The sequence below is a fragment of the Streptomyces mabaensis genome, from assembly GCF_053763515.1.
Map to the genome: position 1 here is coordinate 119,000 of NZ_JBSOPZ010000011.1, position 20,255 is coordinate 139,254.

Genomic DNA, 20,255 nt, shown 5'->3' on the forward strand with positions numbered 1-20,255 from the left:
CTTCAGCCTAGGGCCTCTCGTTTGGATCAAGCCGGGCTCGCGTGCCCTGGCACCGCCCCCCCGGCCACCGGGGGCGTGACCGGGACGTGCTGAATCCCGAGCCATTCAACAGCCGCACATCCGCGCTCCGCGAAAAGGTCACGTCGAGTCCAGCCGGTGACGGAAGAAGTAGGGAGCCAGGCCGTCACCCCACGGGCCTGGCACCCGCCCGGCCCAGGAGACCGCCATGACCGTCACAACCGCTCACGCCACCCTCCCCGCCCCTGCCGCACCGGCCGCCCCCACCTCGGCCGCCGCCCCGGCGCCCGGCGCCGCCCTCCCCGGGTACGTCGTCGAACTCGCCCGCGACGAAGCCGATGTCCGCGCCGCCCAGCGGCTGCGGCACCTGGTGTTCGCGGACGAGATGGGCGCCCGGCTGACCGGCCCCGAGCCGGGCCTGGACTCCGACGCCTTCGACGCGTACTGCGACCACCTGCTCGTCCGCGAGGAGCGCACCGGACAGGTGGTCGGCACCTACCGGCTGCTGCCCCCCGAGCGCGCCGCGGTGGCCGGGCGGCTCTACTCCGAGGGCGAGTTCGACCTCGGCCGGCTCGCCGGGATACGAGACGACCTCGTCGAGGTCGGCCGCTCCTGCGTCCACCCCGACCACCGCAACGGCGCCGTGATCGGCCTGATCTGGGCGGGCCTGGCCCGCTACATGGTGCGCACCGGCCACAACTGGCTGGCCGGCTGCTGCTCCCTGCCGCTCGCGGACGGCGGCACCCTGGCCGCCGGCACCCGCGCCACGGTGCTGGCCAAGAACCTCGCGCCCGAGGAGTACCGCGTCACCCCCCACCGGCCGTGGACCCCGGAGGGCATCACCGTCCCCGCCCGCACCGAGCTCCCGCCGCTGCTGCGCGGCTATCTGCGGCTCGGCGCCTGGGTCTGCGGAGAGCCCGCGCACGACCCGGAGTTCGGCGTGGCCGATCTGTACGTCCTGCTCTCGCTGCGCCGCACCAACCCGCGCTACCTGCGGCACTTCCTCTCCCTCGCCCCGGCGCGATGAGCGCCTGGCTGCCCAGCGCGCCGTGCACCCCACGGCTGTGCGCGCAGCACCGGGGCCCGGCGGCCGCCGTGCCGCACGCGGTGGCCCGGCTGCTGGCGGCGATCACGCTGGTGCTGGCGGGCGTGCTGCTCTGCCCGGCTGTACGACGGCTGCCCGCGGCCCGCCGCGACCGGCTCACCCGGGCCTGGGCCGCGGCCGTCGTCCGGGCCTTCGGGGTACGGACCCGGGTCCTCGGGCGCCCGGCGAACCGGCCCGGCACCGGGACGGAAGCCGGGATGCTGGTGGTGGCCAACCACATCTCCTGGCTGGACATCCCGCTGATCGCGGCCGTCCAGCCGGGCCGCATGCTGGCCAAGAGCGAGATCGGCCGGTGGCCGGTGCTCGGCCCGGTCGCCGCCCGCGGCGGCACCCTCTTCGTCGACCGCGACCGGCTGCGCGCCCTGCCCGCCACCGTCGCCCGGATCGCCGGGGCGCTGCGGGACGGCTCCCGGGTGGTCGTCTTCCCGGAGGGCAGTACCTGGTGCGGGCGGCAGCATGGCCGGTTCCGGCCCGCCGCCTTCCAGGCCGCACTGGACGCCGGGGCGCCCGTCCAGCCGGTACGGATCAGCTACCGGCTGGACGGTACGGGGCCCGCCTCGGCCACGGCCTCGGCCGCGGCCTTCGTGGGCGAGGACACCCTGCTCGCGTCCCTGTGGCGGGTCGCGACGGCCGGCGGACTGGTCGCCGAGATCACGCTGCTGCCCCGGATCCCGGCCGGCCGGCACGCCGACCGCCGCTCCCTCGCGCGGGCGGCTCAGACAGCGGTCGCCAGCGACAGCGCGAACCGGCCCGCCTCATCGGTCCACCACTGGCTCAGCGCCAGCCCCGCGGCGGCCAGTTCGGTGCGTACGCCCTCCTGACGGAACTTGGCCGACACCTCGGTCCGCATCTCCTCGCCGGCCTCGAAGTGCACCACCAGGTCCAGCTCCCGGATCTTCACGGTCAGCGCGCCGCGCGCCCGCAGCCGCATCTCGATCCACTCCTGGTCGCGGTCCCACACGGCCACATGGTCGAAGGCGTCCGGGTCGAAATCGGCGTCGAGTTCCCGGTTCATGACGGCCAGCACGTTCTTGTTGAAGGCGGCCGTGACGCCCTGCGCGTCGTCATACGCGGCCACCAGCGTGGCCTCGTCCTTCACCAGGTCGGTCCCCAGCAGCAGGGCGTCGCCGGGCGACAGCAGGGACCGTACGGACTTCAGGAACGCGGACCGCTCGGCGGGCAGCAGATTGCCGATCGTGCCGCCGAGGAACGCGGCCAGCCGCGGCCCCGGGGTCCCCGGCAGCGCGAGACCACGGGTGAAGTCGGCGATGAGCGCGTGCACCGACAGCCCCGGGTGGTCGGACAGCAGCGCCTCGGCCGCGCCGGTGAGCGCGCTCTCGCTGACGTCGACCGGCACATAGGAATGCAGGTCCGGCAGCGCCTCGATCAGATGCCGGGTCTTCTCGGAGGATCCGGAGCCCAGCTCGACGAGCGTGCGCGCCCCGGTCGCGACGGCGATCTCGGGCGCCCGCGCGAGCAGGATCTCCCGCTCGGCGCGGGTGGGGTAGTACTCGGGGAGCCGGGTGATCTCCTCGAACAGCTCGCTGCCCCGGGCGTCGTAGAACCACTTGGGCGGCAGCGCCTTCGGGGTGCGGGTCAGCCCGTGCAGCACGTCGGCGCGCAGATCGGCCTCGGTGGCGTGCTCGGGCAGGGTGCGGGTCATCAGGAACGGGCTCACGCGGAAGGCTCCTTGAGCGGGGTCAGCAGAACGTCGGTGCGGGTGGCCGCGAGCAGGGTGTGGTCGGGCACCTCGCGCCAGTGCGGATCGTCGTCGTACGGCTCGGAGGCGACCACCGTGCGGCGGCCCGGCTCGGCGAGGAACCAGAGACTGTCGCCCCAGGCGGTCGCCGTGATCGTCTCGCCGTCGGTGAGCAGCAGGTTCAGCCGCGAACCGGGGGCGGCCGCGGCCAGGTCGCGCACGGTGTCGGCGAGCGCCTGTCCGGCCTCGTCGCCCGCCCGCAGCCGATGGAGTACGAGCGCCCAGACCAGTGCCGAGTCGTTGCGTGCCTCCAGGGACAGCAGCGCTGCCGTCGGCAGCGCCGCGGCGAGCTGCTCCGCCGACCGGGGCCAGCCGCGCAGCGCGCCGTTGTGGCTGAACAGCCACCGCCCGTCGGCGAAGGGCGCGGCGGAGGCCTCCTGGTCGGCGCCCGCCACGGTCGCGTCCCGTACGGCGGCCAGCAGCGCGCCGCTGCGGACCACCCGGGCCAGGTCGGCGAAGGACGGGTCGGCCCACACGGGCCCGGCGCGTCGGTAGCGGCCTGGGACCGGGTCGTCCCCGGCGTACCAGCCGACGCCGAACCCGTCGGCGTTGACCGTGCCGTACCGCTGCCGACGGGGCGCCCAGGACTGGCGGAACAGGCTGTGCGCCGGCTGCACGAGCAGCTCGCCCAGCGGCACCGCCGGTCCCAGATAAGCGATATGACGGCACATCAGGCATCCCTCGCAGTCCGGAAGCCGGCGAAGATCTGCCGCCGTACCGGCAGGTCCCAGTTGCGGAACGTGCCGCGGCACGCCACCGGGTCCACCGCGAAGGACCCGCCGCGCAGCACCTTGTGAGCGCTGCCGAAGAAGACCTCGGAGTACTCGCGGTACGGGAACACCGCGAAACCGGGATAGGGCAGGAAGTCACTCGACGTCCACTCCCACACATCGCCGATCAACTGCCGTACGCCGAGCGGCGATTCACCCGCCGGATAGCTGCCGGCCCGGGCGGGCCGCAGATGACGCTGGCCGAGGTTGGCCCGCTCGGGCGTCGGGTCCCCGTCGCCCCACGGGTAGCGCATCGAGCGGCCGGTCGCCGGGTCGTGCCGCGCCGCCTTCTCCCACTCGGCCTCGGTCGGCAGCCGCCGGCCCGCCCAGCGCGCGTAGGCATCGGCCTCGTACCAGCTGACGTGCAGTACCGGCTCGTCCTCCGGTACGGGCTCGACGACCCCGAAGCGCCGCCGCAGCCACTGGCCGCCCTCGCGGCGCCAGAACAGCGGCGCGCCCAGGCCGTGCTTGCGGATCTGCTCCCAGCCCTCCGGGGCCCACCAGCGCGGTTCCTCGTAGCCGCCGTCGGCGATGAAGTGCTGGTACGCGCCATTGGTCACCGGCAGCGTGTCGAGGAAGAACGACGGGACGAAGCGGTGGTGGGCGGGCCGCTCGTTGTCCAGCGCCCACGGCTCGGTGGAGGTGCCCATGGCGAACGGGCCGCCCGGCACCAGCACTTCGCCGGCGCGTACCGGAGCGCCCTCCGGCGCGGGCGGCTCCGGCGCGCCGAGCACCGGCTCCCCGCGCCGCAGCTGGTGCGTGATCAGCATCGTCTCGTCGTGCTGCTGCTCGTGCTGGGCGATCATCCCGAAGGCGAAGCCGGCGTCGAGCAGCGGTCCGCCCTCCAGGGGGCTGCGTTCCAGGAGGTCCAGGACCCGGCTGCGTACTTCGGCGGCGTACCCCCGGGCCTCGGCGGGGGCGAGCAGCGGCAGCGAGGGCCGCATGGCGCGGGGGTGCTCGAACGCGTCGTACAGCGGGTCGATCTCGGGGTGCATGGGCTCGCGTCCGCCGACCGCCCGGAGCAGCCACAGCTCCTCCTGGTTGCCGATGTGCGCGAGGTCCCAGACCAGCGGGGACATCAACGGCGAGTGCTGGGCGGTCAGATCGGGCTCGTCCACGCACTCCGTCAGCGCGCCGGTGCGGTCCCGTGCCGCGCTGAGCGCGTGCAGGGCCCGCTGCCGCAGCCCGTCGGCGGAGGCGTCGGGGATCGCGGCGGATGTCACGTCGGGGTCGGTCACGGTCGGACGTCCTTCCAGTACGGGTCGTCGGCAGGGCTCAGGCCGCGCGCCACATAGCGGTCGGTGAAGGCGACGACGGCGTCTCGCACCTCGTCGGACGCGCCCAGGCGGGGCAGCGCCTCGATGGCCGCGGCGAAGCAGCTGACGGCCGCCGCGTGCAGCTCGGGATCGGCCAGGCCGTACCGCGCCGCGTTGATCCACAGCGGGTTGCGCGGAGCCTGCATCGGGCCCGCCGTCTCCGCCAGCGGTTTGACGGTGCGGTAGGCCGTCTCCGCCGCCTCGGCGTCGTCGAAGAGCGCCGCGGTGACCGCGAGCGGGACGATCCAGCCGTTCTCGCCCGACTGCGCGTCGATCATGCGCAGTTCGAGATGCCCGCGCGGGCGGACCGGCGGAAAGAGCGTGGTCATGTGGTAGTCGAGGTCCTCACGGGTGGGCGGACGCGGCCCGCCGGTGCGTATCCACTCCCGGAAGGTGAGCCCGTCCGGAGCGGTCCAGGGACCCTCCGCCGCCCGCACGCACATCACCGGGGCGTCCAGGACATGCCTGGCCCAGGCTGCCCGCGGTTCCTCGTCCAGGGGCGGCGCGAGGGCCCGTACCGGGTCGATCTCGGCCCAGAGCGCCTGCCGGGTGGAGCGCCAGCCGGTACGGCGCCGGCGGTGCACCGGCGAATTGGCGAACGCGGCCACGAGCACCGCGCCCAGCAGATGGGCCATCCGCCACCGGCGCCCGTGGCCGAGGGGACCCGGCTCCTCGAAACCGGCGTCCAGACAGACCTGGACGGAGGCGGAGGAACACATCATGGCGCGGCCCGCCGGGCCGGTCCGGTCGAAGTGCGCCTCCATCGCGTCGTAACGGGGCTTGTGCAGCAGCCGGCGCGGCGGATGCCAGGGATCCTGACCGAGGCCGGCCAGGGTGAGATCCAGGCCGCGCAGGACGCCGCGCACGGTGTCCAGGTCGGTGGAGACGGAGCTGATGCATGCCATCAGCGAGTCGGCGGGGAGCGAGCTGAGCTCCAGCTGCCCGCCGGGTTCGACGGTGAGGGGTGACTGCAGGGGCACGCCCCGCAGAGCGTGGTAGGCCTCTTCGAGGCGGGCGGACGAGACGGGGAGCTGGGGGCCCCGCAGTTCGTGGACGAGCCATTCGAGCTCGACCCCGAGGGTGCGCGGTGGGCCTGTCTTGAAGCAGATGCACCGGAGCAGTGCCTCCACTCCGGCCTCGGTGACCGGGGTTGATTGCTCCGTACAGTCGCCTTCTTGCATGGCCGGATCCTCCTGTCGAAGACCATGACCGGACTCGCCCCGGGCCGGGGCGCACGGCTCCGACCCACCTAAGCCACTGCCGCCGGATCGCACAAGAGTGTCCTTCGCTCCTGGAAACCCATGTGCGTCCGCCGGAGTCGATCTCCGACGATTTTCGCATGAACGGTCAGGGGAGGCCGGGTGAGCGGTCGGGGGATACCGGTCCCCCCTCCGGGCGCGAGGTGCCTCTCCCGGAGGCCATGGCCGCCACCGAGGCCGGCACCAGGACGTTCGGGCCGGAGCCCGCCCCGCCGCCGCTGCTCACCGGGGACGGCCGGTTCGCCGGGCACCTTGAGGGGGGCGTCCTCGGCGTACTGGACCGCCGGACCGGTTCACCCACTCGGGTGGCGTTCGCCGGCGCCTTCGCGGATCAGGCCCACCCGTAGCGCTCGGCGAGCCGCCGGACGACCCGGTCGAACCTCGGCCGGTCGAGGGCGCACGCCTCCCGCCGCATTCCGGCCTCGTGCAGCCGCAGCACCCGGTCGATACCGGCCCACGACTCCCGTCCGGCGCGGTCCCACGGGCCCACTCCGATCGCGACCCACTCGCGGTCGTGATCGTGCTGCTTGCTGGAGAGCTGCACGGCGAGCAACGTACCGGCCGCCTCCCGCGCCACCACCAGCACCGGCCGGTCTTTTCCCCGCCCGTCGTTCTCCTCGTACGGCACCCAGGTCCACACGATCTCGCCCGGGTCGGGGTCGCCGTCGCGGTCCGGGGCGTACGAGGTGCGTACCGGGCCCACGTCGCGGGGGTCGGCCTCGGTCGTCGCCGCCGGTCCGCTGCGGCCGGGGGAGTCGGAGGAGCCGGGAGCATCGAGAGAGGTCGTCACCCGGTCACCGTAGTCCCGCCGGCCGCCCCGCCGGCCGTCACGCCGGCCGCGCCTGCGGCGCGACCGCCCCGCGCCGGAAGCGGGCCGCGGAGACACAATTGCCTCAAGGCCCCCAGCCCCTGGAGGGCCGTGGCCCTTGGAGGAACCGTGCCCCGAGGCGAGATGACCCTGCGCGTCGTGTACGACCTGGCGGAGGCGGCACAGACACGGCCCGCCCTGCACGCCAAGATGCTGGCCTGGGCGGCGGAGCCGGTGGACCTCCCGGTCTTCCGCGCCCGCTGGACCGGCCCCACGCAGCTGCCCACCCTGATCGCGTACCAGGACGCCGAACCCGTCGGCTGGGCGATGCTCGACGGCGACACCGAGCACGAGGGCCCCGACACGATCATGGCGGTCGTGGTCACCGCCCCCGACGACGACGCCACCCACGCGTACCTGATCCGCACCGCCGTCGCGGAGGTGCGCGCGCTCGGCCGCACCGGACTCGGCTGGCTCGGCACACCCGATGACGTGAACGCCCGGGTCGCCTCGCAGCTGGGCGCCTCCGCGCGGGAGAGCGGTCACTTCTGGGTGGCCGAGCCCGCCACCTGGGGGACCGCGCACCCGGTCTCCCCGGGCGCACCGATCCGGCTGACCCTGCCGCCCACCGGCGACCTGCTGCACGCGTACGTGGATCTCTACCGCCACGCGCAGGGGCGAGGCTGGGACGACACCCGGGTGACCGCGGAGCTGAGCGGCCCGGACACCCCCCGGCTCGCCGCCGGGTTGTGGGACGGCCGCGCCCTGCGCGGGGTCGTCCACGCGGTCGAGGTGGGACCGCGGGTGTCGATGTGGTTCGTCCGGGCCGGCATCAGCGACGTGGAGACCACCGCACTCGCCGTTCATCTCTTCGACGAGCTGCGCGCCCGCCACCCCCAGGTCCGGCGAGTGACCACGCTCTCCGGCGAGGGCTGGGACTCCTCCCCGGATGCCCTGAGGGCGGCCGGCTTCCGCGCCGAGGGCCGGTTGCTGTCGTTCCGGCTGCCCGTTTTCGAACCTCTCGCGGAGTCAGCCGCTGACTGAGTCCCGGTCCGGGTTCCGGTCCGGGTTCCGGTCCGCGGCGCCTTCGCCCGCCGGCGTCGGCCAATGCTCGAACCACCGCTGGTCCGCCTCCAGTTGGGCGGCCAGCGAGATCAGCAGCGGTTCGCTCGCGGCGGGGCCGAGCAGCTGCGCGCCCAGGGGCAGGCCGGCCCGGGTGAAACCGGCCGGCACGTTCACCCCCGGCCAGCCCAGTACGTTCCACGTCCACGCGTACGGGCACGCCGCGATCATCGCCCGGTCCGTCCGCAGGCCGTTCAGCCGCCACATGGCGCCGATGAGGGGCGGGGGAGTGGCCGTGGTCGGGGTCAGCACCACATCGAAGCGGCCGAAGATCTCGCCGACCCTGCGCTGGAGAACCGCCTCCACCCGGCGCGCCGCCCGCAGGGGGCCGCCGCCCAGCAGACCGCCCAGCCGCACGGCGTCGCGGGTGCGCGGATCGAGCAGCGCGGGGTCCGGCACCCGGGCCGCCCACTGGCGCACGCCCGCGGTCGCGCGCGGTACGAAGGCCAGGCCGATCTGCCCGTACCGGGGGTCGGCCGGTACCACCTCGTGGCCCAGTGCCTCCAGCCGGCCGGCCAGCCGTTCCACCGCCGCGCGCACCTCGGGGTCGAGCTGCTTGTGCGGCGTCGCCGTGAACGGCATCCGGAACGACAGCGCGATCCGCAGCCGGCGCGGCTCGCGGCCGGCCGCCGCCACCGCGTCGATGGCGTCCGGCCGGTGGAGGTCCCCGGCGTGCTGTCCGCTCGCCGCGTCCAGCAGCAGCGCGGCGTCGGCGACCGTACGGGCCAGGGTGCCGTTGACGGTGATTCCGTTGAACGACTCGGCGTCCGGCCAGGTGGAGATGCGGCCGCGCTGCGGCTTGATGCCCACGAGATGGGTCCAGGCCGCCGGGATCCGGACGGACCCCGCACCGTCCGAGCCGAGCGCCGCGGGTACGAGGCCGGCGGCCACCGCGGCGGCGGACCCGCCCGACGAGCCACCAGGTGTGTGGCCGAGGTCCCAGGGGTTGCGGGTGTCACCGAAGGCCGGGCCCTCGGTGAACGGCCACTGCCCGAGCTCGGGGGTGTTCGTCTTGCCGACGATGACGGCGCCGGCCGCCCTGAGCCTGCGTACCGCCTCACTGTCGGCGGTCTTGGCCGGGAAGACCCCGGCGCAGCCGAAGGCGGTGGGCAGCCCGGCCACGTCCATGTCGTCCTTGACGGCGATCGGCACGCCCAGCAGCGGCAGCCGTTCGCCCGCGGCCAGCAGCTGGTCGGCGGCGTCCGCCTCGGCGAGCGCCGCCTCGGCGCGGACGATCCGGAAGGCGTTGAGCGTGGGCTGCGACGCCTCGATCCGGGCCAGTGTCTGTTCCGTCAACTCCCGTGCGGACACCTGGCCGTCGGCGAGCAGCCGGACCGTGGTGACCAGACCCGCAGTACGTTTTTCCGACACCGGACCTCCCCGTTACCGCTCGGTAGGTAAGAACCCTAGCCGGGCGGAGGCCTTCCGGCCATGCACTGCGGCGGACCGTCGTGGCGAGGAGGCCGAGCGGCAACTGAATCGTGTCACCATGAGGAGGTCACCGACAGGGTTCGCTCAGGGTTCGTTTCCGGCCATCCGCCAGACCCCGGCTCCGCCCGGTCTGGAAGGATGCCAGCGCAATGTCTCAGTCACCGAAGCCGCCGGCTGCCCGCCCCGTCCCGACCAGTGCCGATGTCGCGCGCCTGGCGGGCGTGTCCCGGGCAACCGTGTCGTACGTCCTGAACAACACCTCGGCCGTACGGATCAGCGAGGCCACCCGCCGGCGCGTCCGCGAGGCCGCCGAGGAGCTCGGCTATGTGCCGCACGCGGCCGCGCGCAGCCTCCGCGCGGGTCACACCCGCATCGTGCTGCTGCCCACCTCCCACGTGCCGGTCGGCCCCCTCTTCAGCCGGTTCTTCAACGAACTGCAGTGGGCCCTGCGCCGGCTCGACTACACCGTCGTCCAGTACGGCAGCCTGGGCCTCAGCGGTGACCAGGCCGCCCGCGCCTGGGCGGAGCTGCGGCCCGTCGCGGTGATCTCCCTCGGCGAGATCGCCCTGAGCCCACAGAACGTGGAGGTGCTCAAGCGCTCGGGTGCCCGCGCGGTGATCACGCTGGGCGCCACCCGGGTGGAGGGCGCGCACGCCCTGCTCATGGACCAGCGCGAGATCGGCGGCTGCGCGGCGGAACATCTGCTGGAGCGCGGCTACCGCGGGCTCGGCGTGATCATGCCCGCCGAGCCGGGCCTGGAGATGTTCTCCGGCCCCCGGCTGGAGGGCGTACGGGAGGCCGCGGCCGGCCGGGGCGCAAGAATCGAGCCACTGGCGATGAGCTATACGGAGGAATCGGCGGCCGCCCTCGCCGGACGCTGGCGCGATCTCGGGCTGGACGCCGTGTTCGCGTACAACGACGAGTACGCGATGCTGCTCATGCGCGCCCTTCAGGACGCCGGCATCGACATCCCCGGCGAGACCGCGGTGATGGGCGCGGACGATCTGCTGCTCGGCACCCTGCTGCGGCCGCGGCTGAGCACCGTACAGGTGGAGATGACCACGGGAGACCGGCTGGCGGCGCTGGTCGACCGGGCGGTACGCGAACCGGGCGCGGCGCCAGAGCAGCACGCCCTCATCGCGGCCAGGGCGGTCCCCCGGGAGTCCAGCTGACGCCCGTTGACACGCCGGTGCGGTGAGCAGAGACTTCGAGCGCATCGAGTGTATGGACCACAGTTCTGCTTGAACCCCGGACGGACATGGTGTCCGCCGGCCCGCCCCAGGAGAGAACCGATGAGCATCCGCGACGTCTACATCGTCGACGCCGTCCGCACCCCGATCGGCAAGTTCGGGGGCGCGCTCGCCTCGGTACGTCCGGACGACCTGGCGGCTCACGTCGTACGCGCCCTGGTGGACCGCACTCCCGCGCTCGACCCGGCCAGGATCGACGACGTCGTGTTCGGTGACGCCAACGGCGCGGGGGAGGACAACCGCGACGTGGCGCGCATGGCCGTCCTGCTCGCCGGCCTCCCGGTCACCGTTCCCGGCGTCACCGTCAACCGGCTGTGCGGATCGGGCCTCGAAGCCGTGATCCAGGCGGCCCGTGCCGTCGCACTCGGAGACGCCTCCGTCGCGATCGCCGGCGGCGTCGAGTCGATGTCACGCGCGCCCTGGGTGATGCAGAAGCCGGAGCGCGCGTTCCCGGCCGGACACCAGCAGCTGCACTCCACCACCCTCGGCTGGCGCATGACCAACCCGCGCATGCCCGAGGAGTGGACCGTCGCCCTGGGCGAGGGCGCCGAACTGATCGCCGACAAGCACGGCATCACACGCGAACAGCAGGACGCCTTCGCGCTGGAGAGCCACCGCAAGGCCGCCGCGGCCTGGGCGGCCGGTCTGTACGACGGCGAGGTCGTACCGTACGCCGGTGCGGATCTCGTCCGCGACGAGTGCATCCGGGAGTCCTCCACGATGGAGGCACTCGCCAAGCTCAAGCCGGTGTTCCGTGAGTCCGGCACGGTGACCGCGGGCAACGCCTCCCCGCTCAACGACGGCGCGGCTGCCCTGCTGCTGGTCGACGAGGACGGGCTGCGGGAGACCGGCCGGGAACCGCTGGCCCGGATCCGCACCTCCGCGGTCACCGGCATCGAGCCGCAGCACTTCGGGCTCGGACCGGTCGAGGCCGTGCAGCGTGCGCTCGGCAAGGCCGGCCGGTCCTTCGCGGAACTCGCCACCTTCGAGCTCAACGAGGCCTTCGCCGCCCAGTCCCTGGGCTGCCTCGCGGAATGGCCCGACCTCGACCCCGCCGTGGTCAACCCGCGCGGCGGTGCCATCGCCATCGGCCACCCGCTCGGCGCCTCCGGCGCCCGCCTCGCCGGATCGGTCGCCCACCAGCTCGCCGCGGCCGGCTCCGGCACCGGACTCGCCGCGCTCTGCATCGGCGTCGGCCAGGGGCTGGCCCTGGTCCTGGAGCGCTGACCGGGACCCAGGGGCTGTCCGGCGGCTCAGGGCCCTGATACGCCGGACAGCCCCTGGCCCATTTCAACTCCCCGTCGCCCGAGGGTACTTCGGCCCACGTAGGGTGCTGCCGGACGGCATGCTCCTGTACGGCGTACATCGCCGCCGGCGCCCACCCGGCGGCGAGCGTGCACCACCGCAGGCACGCCGCACGGGACTTCCTCGGCTCATGACGGATCGGAGACCGCCCATGCCTCTGCTCGACCCGAAGACCTGGCAGCCGCACCCGCTGTCAGGGGGTGAGTCCGCCGTCGTCGAGCCCGCGACCGGGGAGACCCTCGCCACCGTCACCCTGGCCGGCCCGGCGGACGTCGGCCCCGCCGCCCGGGCCGCGCGCGCCGCGCAGGCGGCCTGGGCCCGTACCCCCCACGTCGAGCGGGCCGCGGTGCTGCGGCGCGCCGGCGACCTCTTCACCACGCACGCCCCGGAGCTGCGCGAGTGGCTGGTCCGGGAATCCGGTTCCGTCCCCGGCAAGGCCGACTTCGAACTGCACGTCGCCGCCCAGGAGTGCTACGAGGCCGCCGCCCTCGCCTCCCGCCCCACCGGCCAGGTGCTGCCCAGCGAGGCTCCACGGCTGTCGTACACCCGCCGCGTCCCGGCCGGGGTCGTCGGTGTGATCGCCCCCTTCAACGCCCCGCTGATCCTGTCCATACGATCCGTGGCACCCGCCCTCGCGCTCGGCAACGCCGCCCTGCTCAAGCCCGATCCGCGCACCGCGGTCTGCGGCGGTCTCGGCCTCGCCGCCGTCTTCGCCGAGGCGGGGCTGCCCGAGCATCTGCTGCACGTCCTGCCCGGCGCCGCCGCGACCGGCCGGGCGCTGGTCGAGGAGCCCTGCGTGTCCGTGGTCTCGTTCACCGGATCCACTGCAGCGGGCCGCGCGGTCGGCGAGGCGGCCGGACGCCATCTCAAGCGCGTCCACCTGGAGTTGGGCGGCAACTCCGCGCTCGTCGTCCTCGCGGATGCCGATCCGGAGGAGGCCGTCGGACAGGCCGCCTGGGGGTCCTTCTTCCACCAGGGCCAGATCTGCATGACGACCGGCCGCCACCTCGTGCACGCCTCGCTCTACGACGAGTACGTCGAACGGCTCGCCGCCAAGGCCGACTCCCTCGCCGTCGGCGACCCGCACCGCGAAACGGTCCACCTCGGCCCGGTCATCGACCGCGGCCAACTGGACAAGATCCAGGGCCTGGTCGAGGCGAGCACGGCACACGGCGCCAAGCTCGTCGCCGGCGGTACCCACCGCGACCTCTTCTACCGGCCCACGGTGATCGCCGGCGCCGACGACCACACCCCCGCGTACACCGAGGAGGTCTTCGGCCCCGTCGCGCCGGTACGTTCCTTCACCACCCTGGACGAGGCGGTGGCCCTCGCCGCGGCCGGCCCGTACGGTCTGTCACTCGGCATCGTGACCCGCGACACCGCACTCGGCCTGGAACTCGCCGACCGCATCCCGACCGGCATCGTCCACATCAACGACCAGACGGTCAACGACGAGGCGGTCGCGCCCTTCGGCGGCGTCGCCGCCTCCGGCACGGGGGCCCGGTTCGGCGGCGAGGCCAACCTGGACGCCTTCACCGAGCTGCGCTGGACGACGGTCCGCCGCGACCCGGCCGGCCATCCCTTCTGAGCAGCGCCCCTTCTGAGCCGCGGCCGATCAGCGGCCTGCTGTGCTGCACAAGGCCCGGGTCCGCCGCCCTGCCAGGCGCGGACCCGGGCCTGTCGCGCCGACCCGCCCTACTTCGACTCCTGGGCGATCTTCTCCTTGACCTCGTCCATGTCCAGAGCGCGCGCCTGCCCGATCACGTCCTCCAGTACCGCCTCCGGCAGCGCCCCGGCCTGCGCGAAGACCGCCACGTTGTCGCGGACGATCATGAGGGTCGGAATGGACCGGATCTCGAAGGCCGCCGCCAGCTCCTGCTGGGCCTCCGTGTCGACCTTCGCGAAAACGAGGTCCGGGTGGGCCTCCGAGGACTTCTCGAAGACCGGCGCGAACTGCCGGCACGGGCCGCACCAGGAAGCCCAGAAGTCGATCAGGACGAAGTCGTTGTCCGTGACGACCTGGTCGAAGTTTTCCTTGGTGAGCTCAACAGTGGCCATTACGTGGTCTCTCTTCCTGGCCTGCGGGTGAAGCCGTCCGGCACAACGGCCCTCGGCACTTTCCTATTCCGGCTTCCCATGTGGCCCCGGCGCACACCCGGCACCAGACTGACTGCATGACTGAAGCCGTGGAGTACGACGTCGTCGTCCTGGGCGCGGGGCCGGTCGGGGAGAACCTCGCCGACCGCGCCCGCGCCGCCGGTCTGAGCACAGCGGTCGTGGAGAGCGAGCTGGTCGGCGGCGAATGCTCGTACTGGGCCTGCATGCCCAGCAAGGCCCTGTTGCGCCCGGTGACCGCACGGGCCGACGCCCGGCGGGTCCCGGGGCTGAACGGGTACGTACAGGGGCCGCTCGACACGGCGGCCGTCCTCGCCCACCGCGACGAGCAGGCCGCGCACTGGAAGGACGACGGCCAGGTCGGCTGGCTGGACTCCATCGGCGCCCACCTCTACCGGGGGCACGGCCGCCTCTACGGGACCAGGAAGGTGACCGTCTCCAGCCCGGAGGGCGAGCACCACGTGCTCGCCGCCCGGCACGCCGTGGTGGTGAGCACCGGCAGCCGGGCCGTACTGCCCGAGCTGCCCGGCCTCGCCGGGGCCAAGGCCTGGACCAGCCGGGAGGCGACCAGCTCGCACCACGTCCCGGAGCGGCTCGTGGTGGTGGGCGGCGGGGTCGTCGGCACCGAGATGGCCACCGCGTGGCAGGCGCTCGGCTCCCGGGTGACCCTGCTGGTACGCGGGCCGGGCCTGCTGCCGAAGATGGAGCCGTTCGCGGGTGAGCTGGTCGCGCGGAGCCTGCGGGAGGCCGGCGCGGACGTCCGTACGGACACACCGGTCGAGGCGGTCGTACGCGACGACGGAACGGGCCCGGTGTCGGTGGTGCTGGCCGGCGGCGAGCGGATCGAGGCGGACGAGGTGCTCTTCGCGACCGGCCGGGCCCCCCGCACCGAGGACATCGGCCTGGAGACGGTGGGCCTGGAGCCGGGCTCGTGGCTGCCGGTGGACGACAGCTGCCGGGTGGAGGGCAGCAGCTGGCTCTACGCGGTCGGCGACGTCAACCACCGGGCGCTGCTCACCCATCAGGGCAAGTACCAGGCCCGCATCGCGGGAGCGGCCATCGCCGCCCGCGCGCAGGGCGTGCCCCTGCTGGACTCGGACCGGTGGGGCGCGCACGCGGCGACCGCGGACACCGCCGCCGTGCCGCAGGTGGTGTTCACCGACCCCGAGGTGGCCGCGGTCGGCCTCAGCCTGGCCGAGGCGGAGCGGGCGGGTCACCGGGTGCGGGCCGTGGACTACGACCTCGGGTCGGTCGCGGGCGCCGGGCTGTACGCCGACGGCTACCGCGGCCGGGCCAGGATGGTCGTCGACCTCGACCGCGAGGTGCTGCTCGGCGTCACCTTCGCCGGCCCCGGCGTCGGCGAGCTGCTGCACTCCGCGACCGTGGCGGTCGCCGGAGAGGTACCGGTGGAGCGCCTGTGGCACGCGGTACCGGCGTTCCCGACGATCAGTGAGGTGTGGCTGCGGCTGCTGGAGACCTACCGGAATCAGGCGGAGAGTCACCGGGCGCGGTAGCGCGTTCCGCGCGCGGATCCCGGAGGGACTGGCTAGCGTGACAAACCGGACCATCCGCCCGTGCAGGAGGAAGTGAAGAGTCATGGCCGTACAACCCGAGGGCACTCCGTGCTGGATCGACGCGATGTTCACGGACGTGGAGGGCGCGAAGAGCTTCTACGGCGACGTGCTGGGCTGGACCTTCGGCGAGAGCGCGTCGGAGTACGGCAACTACACCCAGGCGTACAAGGACGGCAAGGCGGTGGCCGCCGTCGTCCCGCCGATGCCCGGCCAGGAGAGCCAGTCGGCCTGGTGCCTGTACCTCGCGTCCGACGACGTGGCCGCGACCGCCGCGAAGATCCGTGACGCGGGCGGTCAGGTGGTGATGGAACCCATGCAGGTCGGCGACTTCGGCTCGATGCTGATCGCGCGGGACCCCAGCGGTGTCGTCTTCGGCGTCTGGCAGGCGGGCACCCACGAGGGCTTCGAGCAGCAGGGCGAGTCCGGCTCGTTCGCCTGGGCCGAGGTCTTCACCCGCGAGCCCGAGAAGTCGGACGCCTTCTTCCCCGCCGTGTTCTCCTACCGCGCACAGCGGATGGAGGACGACGAGGTCGACTTCAGGATCTTCAACCTCGGGGACAAGACCGTTCTCGGGCGTATGAAGATGGGTACCGACTTCCCGCCCGAGGTCCCGCCGTACATCAACGTCTACTTCGCGGTCGACAACTGCGACGAGGCGGTGGCGAAGGCGACGCAGCGGGGCGGGAAGCTGCAGTTCGGGCCGATGGACACGCCGTTCGGCCGGTTCGCGGCGCTGACCGACCCGCAGGGCGCGGCCTTCTCCGTCATCGACATGTCGACGACGCAGGGCGACATGCCCAAGATGTCCGACGTCTCGTAACGTCTCGTGATGTCGCGTGATCTCTCGTGACGCCGTCCTGCGGGCCGTCAGTCTCTGACGGCCCGCAGCACGACGAACTTCGGGTCGCTCGCGACCACTTCACAGTTGCCGAACAGCCGGCGCAGCTTCACGTGGTAGCCCAGGTGCCGGTTGCCGATGACCCACAGCTCCCCGCCGGAACGCAGCGCGTCCCGCGCGCCGGCGAACATGCGCCAGGCGGTCGCGTCGGTCGTCGCCTGGTGGGTGTGGAAGGGCGGGTTGTTCAGCACCAGGTCGACCGACCCGGCCGGTACCCCCGACAGCCCGTCGCCCACCAGGAACCCGGCTTTCGTGTCCGGGCCGGCGTTCGCCCGGAAGGTGTCCTCCGCCGATGCCACGGCCTGGTACGACTCGTCGAGGAACAGCAGCTCGGCCTCCGGGTTGGCCAGCGCCACCGCCGTGCCGACCACGCCGTTGCCGCAGCCGAGGTCCACCACCCGCTCCCGGCCCCGGCTGCGCGGCAGGTGGTTCAGGAAGAACCGGGTGCCGACGTCGAGCCGTTCCGCGCAGAAGATGCCCGCGTGGTTGGTGACGGGCAGGCCCGGCGCGGCGGCGACGTCGGCGGGCAGCGCGTAGCGGCGCGGCCACGGGCTGGGGACCCGGGCGAGCTGGGGGTCGGGCGTACAGAAGATGAGCCGCGCCTTCTTCACCGCGAGCGAGGTCCTGGTGGGGCCGAGGATCTTCTCGAACAGCCGGAGCGTCGAGGTGTGGATCTCCTTGACCATGCCCGTGCCCACGACGACGGTCCCCGCGTGCACCCGGGGCGCAAGACGGTGCAACTGGTCCTCCAGCAGCGCGAGGCTCTTCGGCACGCGCACCAGCAGGACGTCGATGCGCTCGGGCGGCGTGTCCCTGGTCGTCAGCAGCCGTACCGCGTCCGCGTCGACGCCGGCCCGGGCCAGGTTGGCCCGGGTGGCCTGCTGGGTCAGGTACGAGTCGGTGATCTGTACGGGCCGGTGCCCGGCCAGCGCCGTGACCAGGGCGCCCCACCGGTCACCCAGCACGGCGACGGTGCCCGACAGGTCCACGGGAGCGGCATCGATGCCCGCGATGTGCCGCAGCAGATACTCGTCGGCGGCGTCCCAGGCGCGCAGCGGGTCGCGGGAGTCCTCGGGGAAGCGGGTGAGGGTGAAGTCGCCCCATGACGTCGTCAAACGGTTCATCGTGCGCTCAGGCTAACCGAGCACCGGCCGTACGGAAGAACCGCACCGGACGGGGGCGGCCGATGCAGCGCGCGGCGGCTGCGGCATGCTGGCGGCGTGACGGGGTCGGTGCTTTCCGGGTTTCTGCCCATCTGGGCGGTCACCGCTGTCGGTTGGGCGGCCGGCCGGTTCAACGTGCTCGGCTCCCACGCGCAGACGGTCCTCGGGCGCTTCGCGTTCACCTTCGCCATGCCGGCCTTGCTGTTCCTGACGATGTCGCGGTCACGGCCGGCCGAGCTGGCCCAGCCGGGTGTGCTGGTGTTCGCGGTCAGCCTGCTCGCGGTGTTCGCGGTGGGCCTGCTGCTGGGCCGCTGGGTGTTCCGGCGCGGGCGCGCCGACCGGACCATAGGCGCGATGGCGGCGGCCTATGTGAACTCGGCGAACCTCGGCATCCCGGTGGCGGTCCACGTCCTGAACGACACCTCGTTCGTCGTGGCCGCCGCACTGTTCCAGACGCTGCTGATCACGCCGCTGATCCTGGTCCTCATCGACCTCGACGCGCGGCGCGGAGCCCGGGAGCGGTGGGCGGGCCTGCTGCGGCTGCCGTTCCGTAACCCGGTCATCGCCGCGTCGGCCGGCGGGCTGGCGGTGTCCGCGCTGGGCCGGCCGCTGCCCGCCGAGATGACCGCGCCCCTGCAGATGCTGGGCGGCGCCGCGGTGCCCGCGGCGCTCTTCGCCCTCGGCATGTCGCTGGCCGCTCGCGCCCGGTCCGACGCCGAAGGCCGGACCGAGCGGCACGTACTGGTGGCACTGAAGCTCGTCGCACAGCCGCTGCTCGCCCAGGTTCTGTCCGGGCGATCATGCTGGGCTCCCGTCTCCCCCAGCTACCGCTGGGAGGTGCCCCCAGGCACGCACATCTGCCGCGTTGGCCGAATCCACCCATAGCTCCGCTATGGGCGAACCCGGCCGCCTTGCAGCTGCACGCACCAGACGCCGCTCGCTGATCCAGCCTGATCGCCCGGACAGAACCTACGCCCTCGGCCGCTGGCTGTTCGGACTGGACGGGCACGCCCTGTTCGCCGTCGTGCTCTGCGCCGGCCTGCCGACCGCCCAGAACGCCTTCGTCTTCGCGTCCGAATACCGGCTGGACACCGGCCTGGCCAGGGACACCGTCCTGCTCTCCACCCTGTTGTCCATGGCATCGCTGTCGCTGATCACGTGGCTGCTCGCCTGACCGGTCGGGAGCCCGCCGCCGTGCCTGCGCGTTCCACTACAGTTCCACGCAGCGCGGTCCGCCGACGGCCCGCGCCCCCGCGGGAATAGGTTGTGCGTCATGAGCAATCTCGATCGCCAGGCCTCGCTGTCCGTGTGCGGCGGCCGCGGCTTCGTCGTCGCCGAGCCGGTACGTGAACTCCTCACCGCCCGTCAGGTCCGGCTCGGCGAGTCCACCGAGGTCCGCAGGCTGCTGCCCAACCTCGGCCGACGGATGATCGGCGCCTGGTGCTTCGTCGACCACTACGGCCCCGACGACATCGCCGACGAGCCGGGCATGCAGGTCCCGCCGCACCCGCACATGGGCCTGCAGACGGTCAGCTGGCTGCACGACGGCGAGGTCCTGCACCGCGACAGCGTCGGCAGCCTCCAGACGATCCGTCCCCGGGAACTGGGCCTGATGACCTCGGGCCGGGCGATCAGCCACTCCGAGGAGAGCCCCCGGCCGCACGCCCGCTACCTGCACGGCGCCCAGCTATGGGTCGCCCTGCCCGAAGCCCACCGTTACACCGAGCCGCACTTCCAGCACCACGCCGACCTGCCCGTCGTCACCGCGCCCGGCCTCGCCGCCACCGTCATCCTCGGCGAACTGGACGGCGCGGCCTCGCCCGGCACCACGTACACCCCGCTGACCGGCGCCGATTTGGCCCTGACGGCCGGCACGGAAACCAGCCTGCCCCTGGACCCGGACTTCGAGTACGCCGTGCTCTCGATGTCGGGCGAGGCCCACGTCGACGGCGTCCCGGTACTGCCCGGCTCGATGCTGTACCTCGGCTGCGGCCGCGCGGATCTGCGGCTGCGCGCGGAGTCGGACGCGGGGCTGATGCTGCTGGGCGGCGAGCCGTTCGAAGAGGAGATCGTCATGTGGTGGAACTTCATCGGCCGTTCCCACGAGGACATCGAAGCGGCCCGCGAGGACTGGATGAAGACCACCCGCTTCGGCGAGGTGAAGGGCTACGACGGCGCCCGGCTGCCCGCTCCGGCGCTGCCGCCGGTAGCGCTGAAACCCCGGGGACGGGTGCGCTGACCTGGGGTGTTGTTCCCCTACGTGGTCAGCGAGAGACCGAGCACCCTCCCCTCGGTGCCGAGCGGCGGCGCGCGGTGCCCGCCCACCGGAGTCCCATCGTCGTCGCCTCGGGGCGCCGGCCGG

General features: G+C 73.4%; 20 protein-coding genes. 12 read left to right on the forward strand and 8 right to left on the reverse strand.

The window, feature by feature from the left end; genetic code table 11:
* Positions 1-226: 226 nt before the first annotated feature.
* Together ACWV17_RS12300 and ACWV17_RS12305 are read left to right on the forward strand one after the other, a co-directional pair.
* Positions 227-1,045, forward strand: coding sequence for a GNAT family N-acetyltransferase (locus ACWV17_RS12300; RefSeq protein WP_455359690.1), 819 nt, complete (start codon positions 227-229; stop codon positions 1,043-1,045).
* Positions 1,042-1,944 (forward strand): lysophospholipid acyltransferase family protein, encoded by a 903-nt coding sequence (locus ACWV17_RS12305; RefSeq protein ID WP_455359691.1) that lies wholly within the window; start codon positions 1,042-1,044, stop codon positions 1,942-1,944. Before ACWV17_RS12300 ends, ACWV17_RS12305 begins: the two co-directional genes overlap by 4 nt.
* Here ACWV17_RS12305 and egtD read toward each other — a convergent pair.
* The 4 genes from egtD to egtA are packed head-to-tail and all read right to left on the reverse strand — an operon-like array spanning position 1,839 to position 6,149.
* Positions 1,839-2,801, reverse strand: a complete 963-nt coding sequence (gene egtD, locus ACWV17_RS12310; RefSeq protein WP_455359692.1) for an L-histidine N(alpha)-methyltransferase — start codon at positions 2,799-2,801, stop codon at positions 1,839-1,841. The genes ACWV17_RS12305 and egtD overlap by 106 nt on opposite strands.
* On the reverse strand, positions 2,798-3,553 hold the full coding sequence (gene egtC / locus ACWV17_RS12315; protein ID WP_455359693.1) for an ergothioneine biosynthesis protein EgtC: 756 nt from the start codon (positions 3,551-3,553) through the stop codon (positions 2,798-2,800). Before egtC ends, egtD begins: the two co-directional genes overlap by 4 nt.
* Positions 3,553-4,890: an ergothioneine biosynthesis protein EgtB gene (gene egtB / locus ACWV17_RS12320; RefSeq protein ID WP_455353316.1), complete on the reverse strand. Its 1,338-nt coding sequence runs from the start codon at positions 4,888-4,890 to the stop codon at positions 3,553-3,555. The genes egtC and egtB overlap by 1 nt, the downstream gene beginning before the upstream one ends.
* Positions 4,887-6,149, reverse strand: a complete 1,263-nt coding sequence (gene egtA / locus ACWV17_RS12325) for an ergothioneine biosynthesis glutamate--cysteine ligase EgtA (RefSeq protein ID WP_455359694.1) — start codon at positions 6,147-6,149, stop codon at positions 4,887-4,889. Before egtA ends, egtB begins: the two co-directional genes overlap by 4 nt.
* Positions 6,150-6,388: 239 nt before the next feature.
* On the opposite strand from egtA, the gene ACWV17_RS12330 reads away from it, so the two are divergent.
* Positions 6,389-6,574, forward strand: coding sequence for a hypothetical protein (locus tag ACWV17_RS12330; RefSeq protein ID WP_455359695.1), 186 nt, complete (start codon positions 6,389-6,391; stop codon positions 6,572-6,574).
* Here the strand turns inward: ACWV17_RS12330 and ACWV17_RS12335 are convergent.
* Positions 6,559-7,017: a type II toxin-antitoxin system PemK/MazF family toxin gene (locus tag ACWV17_RS12335; RefSeq protein ID WP_455353314.1), complete on the reverse strand. Its 459-nt coding sequence runs from the start codon at positions 7,015-7,017 to the stop codon at positions 6,559-6,561. The genes ACWV17_RS12330 and ACWV17_RS12335 overlap by 16 nt on opposite strands.
* Positions 7,018-7,164: 147 nt before the next feature.
* Between ACWV17_RS12335 and ACWV17_RS12340 the strand changes: the two genes are divergently transcribed.
* Positions 7,165-8,079, forward strand: a complete 915-nt coding sequence (locus ACWV17_RS12340; protein ID WP_455359696.1) for a hypothetical protein — start codon at positions 7,165-7,167, stop codon at positions 8,077-8,079.
* Here ACWV17_RS12340 and ACWV17_RS12345 read toward each other — a convergent pair.
* On the reverse strand, positions 8,065-9,528 hold the full coding sequence (locus tag ACWV17_RS12345) for an amidase (protein ID WP_455359697.1): 1,464 nt from the start codon (positions 9,526-9,528) through the stop codon (positions 8,065-8,067). The genes ACWV17_RS12340 and ACWV17_RS12345 overlap by 15 nt on opposite strands.
* 209 nt (positions 9,529-9,737) lie before the next feature.
* On the opposite strand from ACWV17_RS12345, the gene ACWV17_RS12350 reads away from it, so the two are divergent.
* From ACWV17_RS12350 to ACWV17_RS12360, 3 genes are all read left to right on the forward strand, one after another.
* On the forward strand, positions 9,738-10,760 hold the full coding sequence (locus ACWV17_RS12350; protein WP_455353311.1) for a LacI family DNA-binding transcriptional regulator: 1,023 nt from the start codon (positions 9,738-9,740) through the stop codon (positions 10,758-10,760).
* 120 nt (positions 10,761-10,880) lie between these two features.
* A complete protein-coding gene (locus ACWV17_RS12355; RefSeq protein WP_455359698.1) occupies positions 10,881-12,065 on the forward strand; it encodes a thiolase family protein in 1,185 nt (394 codons plus the stop codon).
* Positions 12,066-12,294: 229 nt separating this feature from the next.
* Positions 12,295-13,731, forward strand: coding sequence for an aldehyde dehydrogenase family protein (locus ACWV17_RS12360; protein WP_455359699.1), 1,437 nt, complete (start codon positions 12,295-12,297; stop codon positions 13,729-13,731).
* 107 nt (positions 13,732-13,838) lie between these two features.
* Here ACWV17_RS12360 and trxA read toward each other — a convergent pair whose 3' ends face one another.
* On the reverse strand, positions 13,839-14,201 hold the full coding sequence (gene trxA, locus ACWV17_RS12365; RefSeq protein WP_455353308.1) for a thioredoxin: 363 nt from the start codon (positions 14,199-14,201) through the stop codon (positions 13,839-13,841).
* A 116-nt stretch (positions 14,202-14,317) separates the two neighbouring features.
* Between trxA and ACWV17_RS12370 the strand changes: the two genes are divergently transcribed.
* Positions 14,318-15,772, forward strand: a complete 1,455-nt coding sequence (locus ACWV17_RS12370; RefSeq protein WP_455359700.1) for a dihydrolipoyl dehydrogenase family protein — start codon at positions 14,318-14,320, stop codon at positions 15,770-15,772.
* 82 nt (positions 15,773-15,854) lie between these two features.
* Positions 15,855-16,652, forward strand: a complete 798-nt coding sequence (locus ACWV17_RS12375) for a VOC family protein (protein ID WP_455353306.1) — start codon at positions 15,855-15,857, stop codon at positions 16,650-16,652.
* A 47-nt stretch (positions 16,653-16,699) separates the two neighbouring features.
* On the opposite strand, the gene ACWV17_RS12380 is transcribed toward ACWV17_RS12375, so the two are convergent.
* The gene (locus ACWV17_RS12380) at positions 16,700-17,854 is read right to left on the reverse strand and encodes a methyltransferase (RefSeq protein ID WP_455359701.1); all 1,155 of its coding nucleotides are present in this window, start codon (positions 17,852-17,854) and stop codon (positions 16,700-16,702) included.
* A gap of 96 nt (positions 17,855-17,950) precedes the next feature.
* Between ACWV17_RS12380 and ACWV17_RS12385 the strand changes: the two genes are divergently transcribed.
* The 3 genes from ACWV17_RS12385 (at position 17,951) to ACWV17_RS12395 (ending at position 20,132) form a co-directional block, all read left to right on the forward strand.
* Positions 17,951-18,778 carry an AEC family transporter gene (locus tag ACWV17_RS12385; protein WP_455359702.1) on the forward strand — a complete coding sequence of 276 codons (828 nt, stop codon included), beginning with the start codon at positions 17,951-17,953 and terminating at the stop codon, positions 18,776-18,778.
* A gap of 7 nt (positions 18,779-18,785) precedes the next feature.
* The gene (locus ACWV17_RS12390; RefSeq protein ID WP_455359703.1) at positions 18,786-19,067 is read left to right on the forward strand and encodes an AEC family transporter; all 282 of its coding nucleotides are present in this window, start codon (positions 18,786-18,788) and stop codon (positions 19,065-19,067) included.
* A 99-nt stretch (positions 19,068-19,166) separates the two neighbouring features.
* Positions 19,167-20,132: a pirin family protein gene (locus ACWV17_RS12395; RefSeq protein ID WP_455359704.1), complete on the forward strand. Its 966-nt coding sequence runs from the start codon at positions 19,167-19,169 to the stop codon at positions 20,130-20,132.
* Positions 20,133-20,255: the final 123 nt, after the last annotated feature.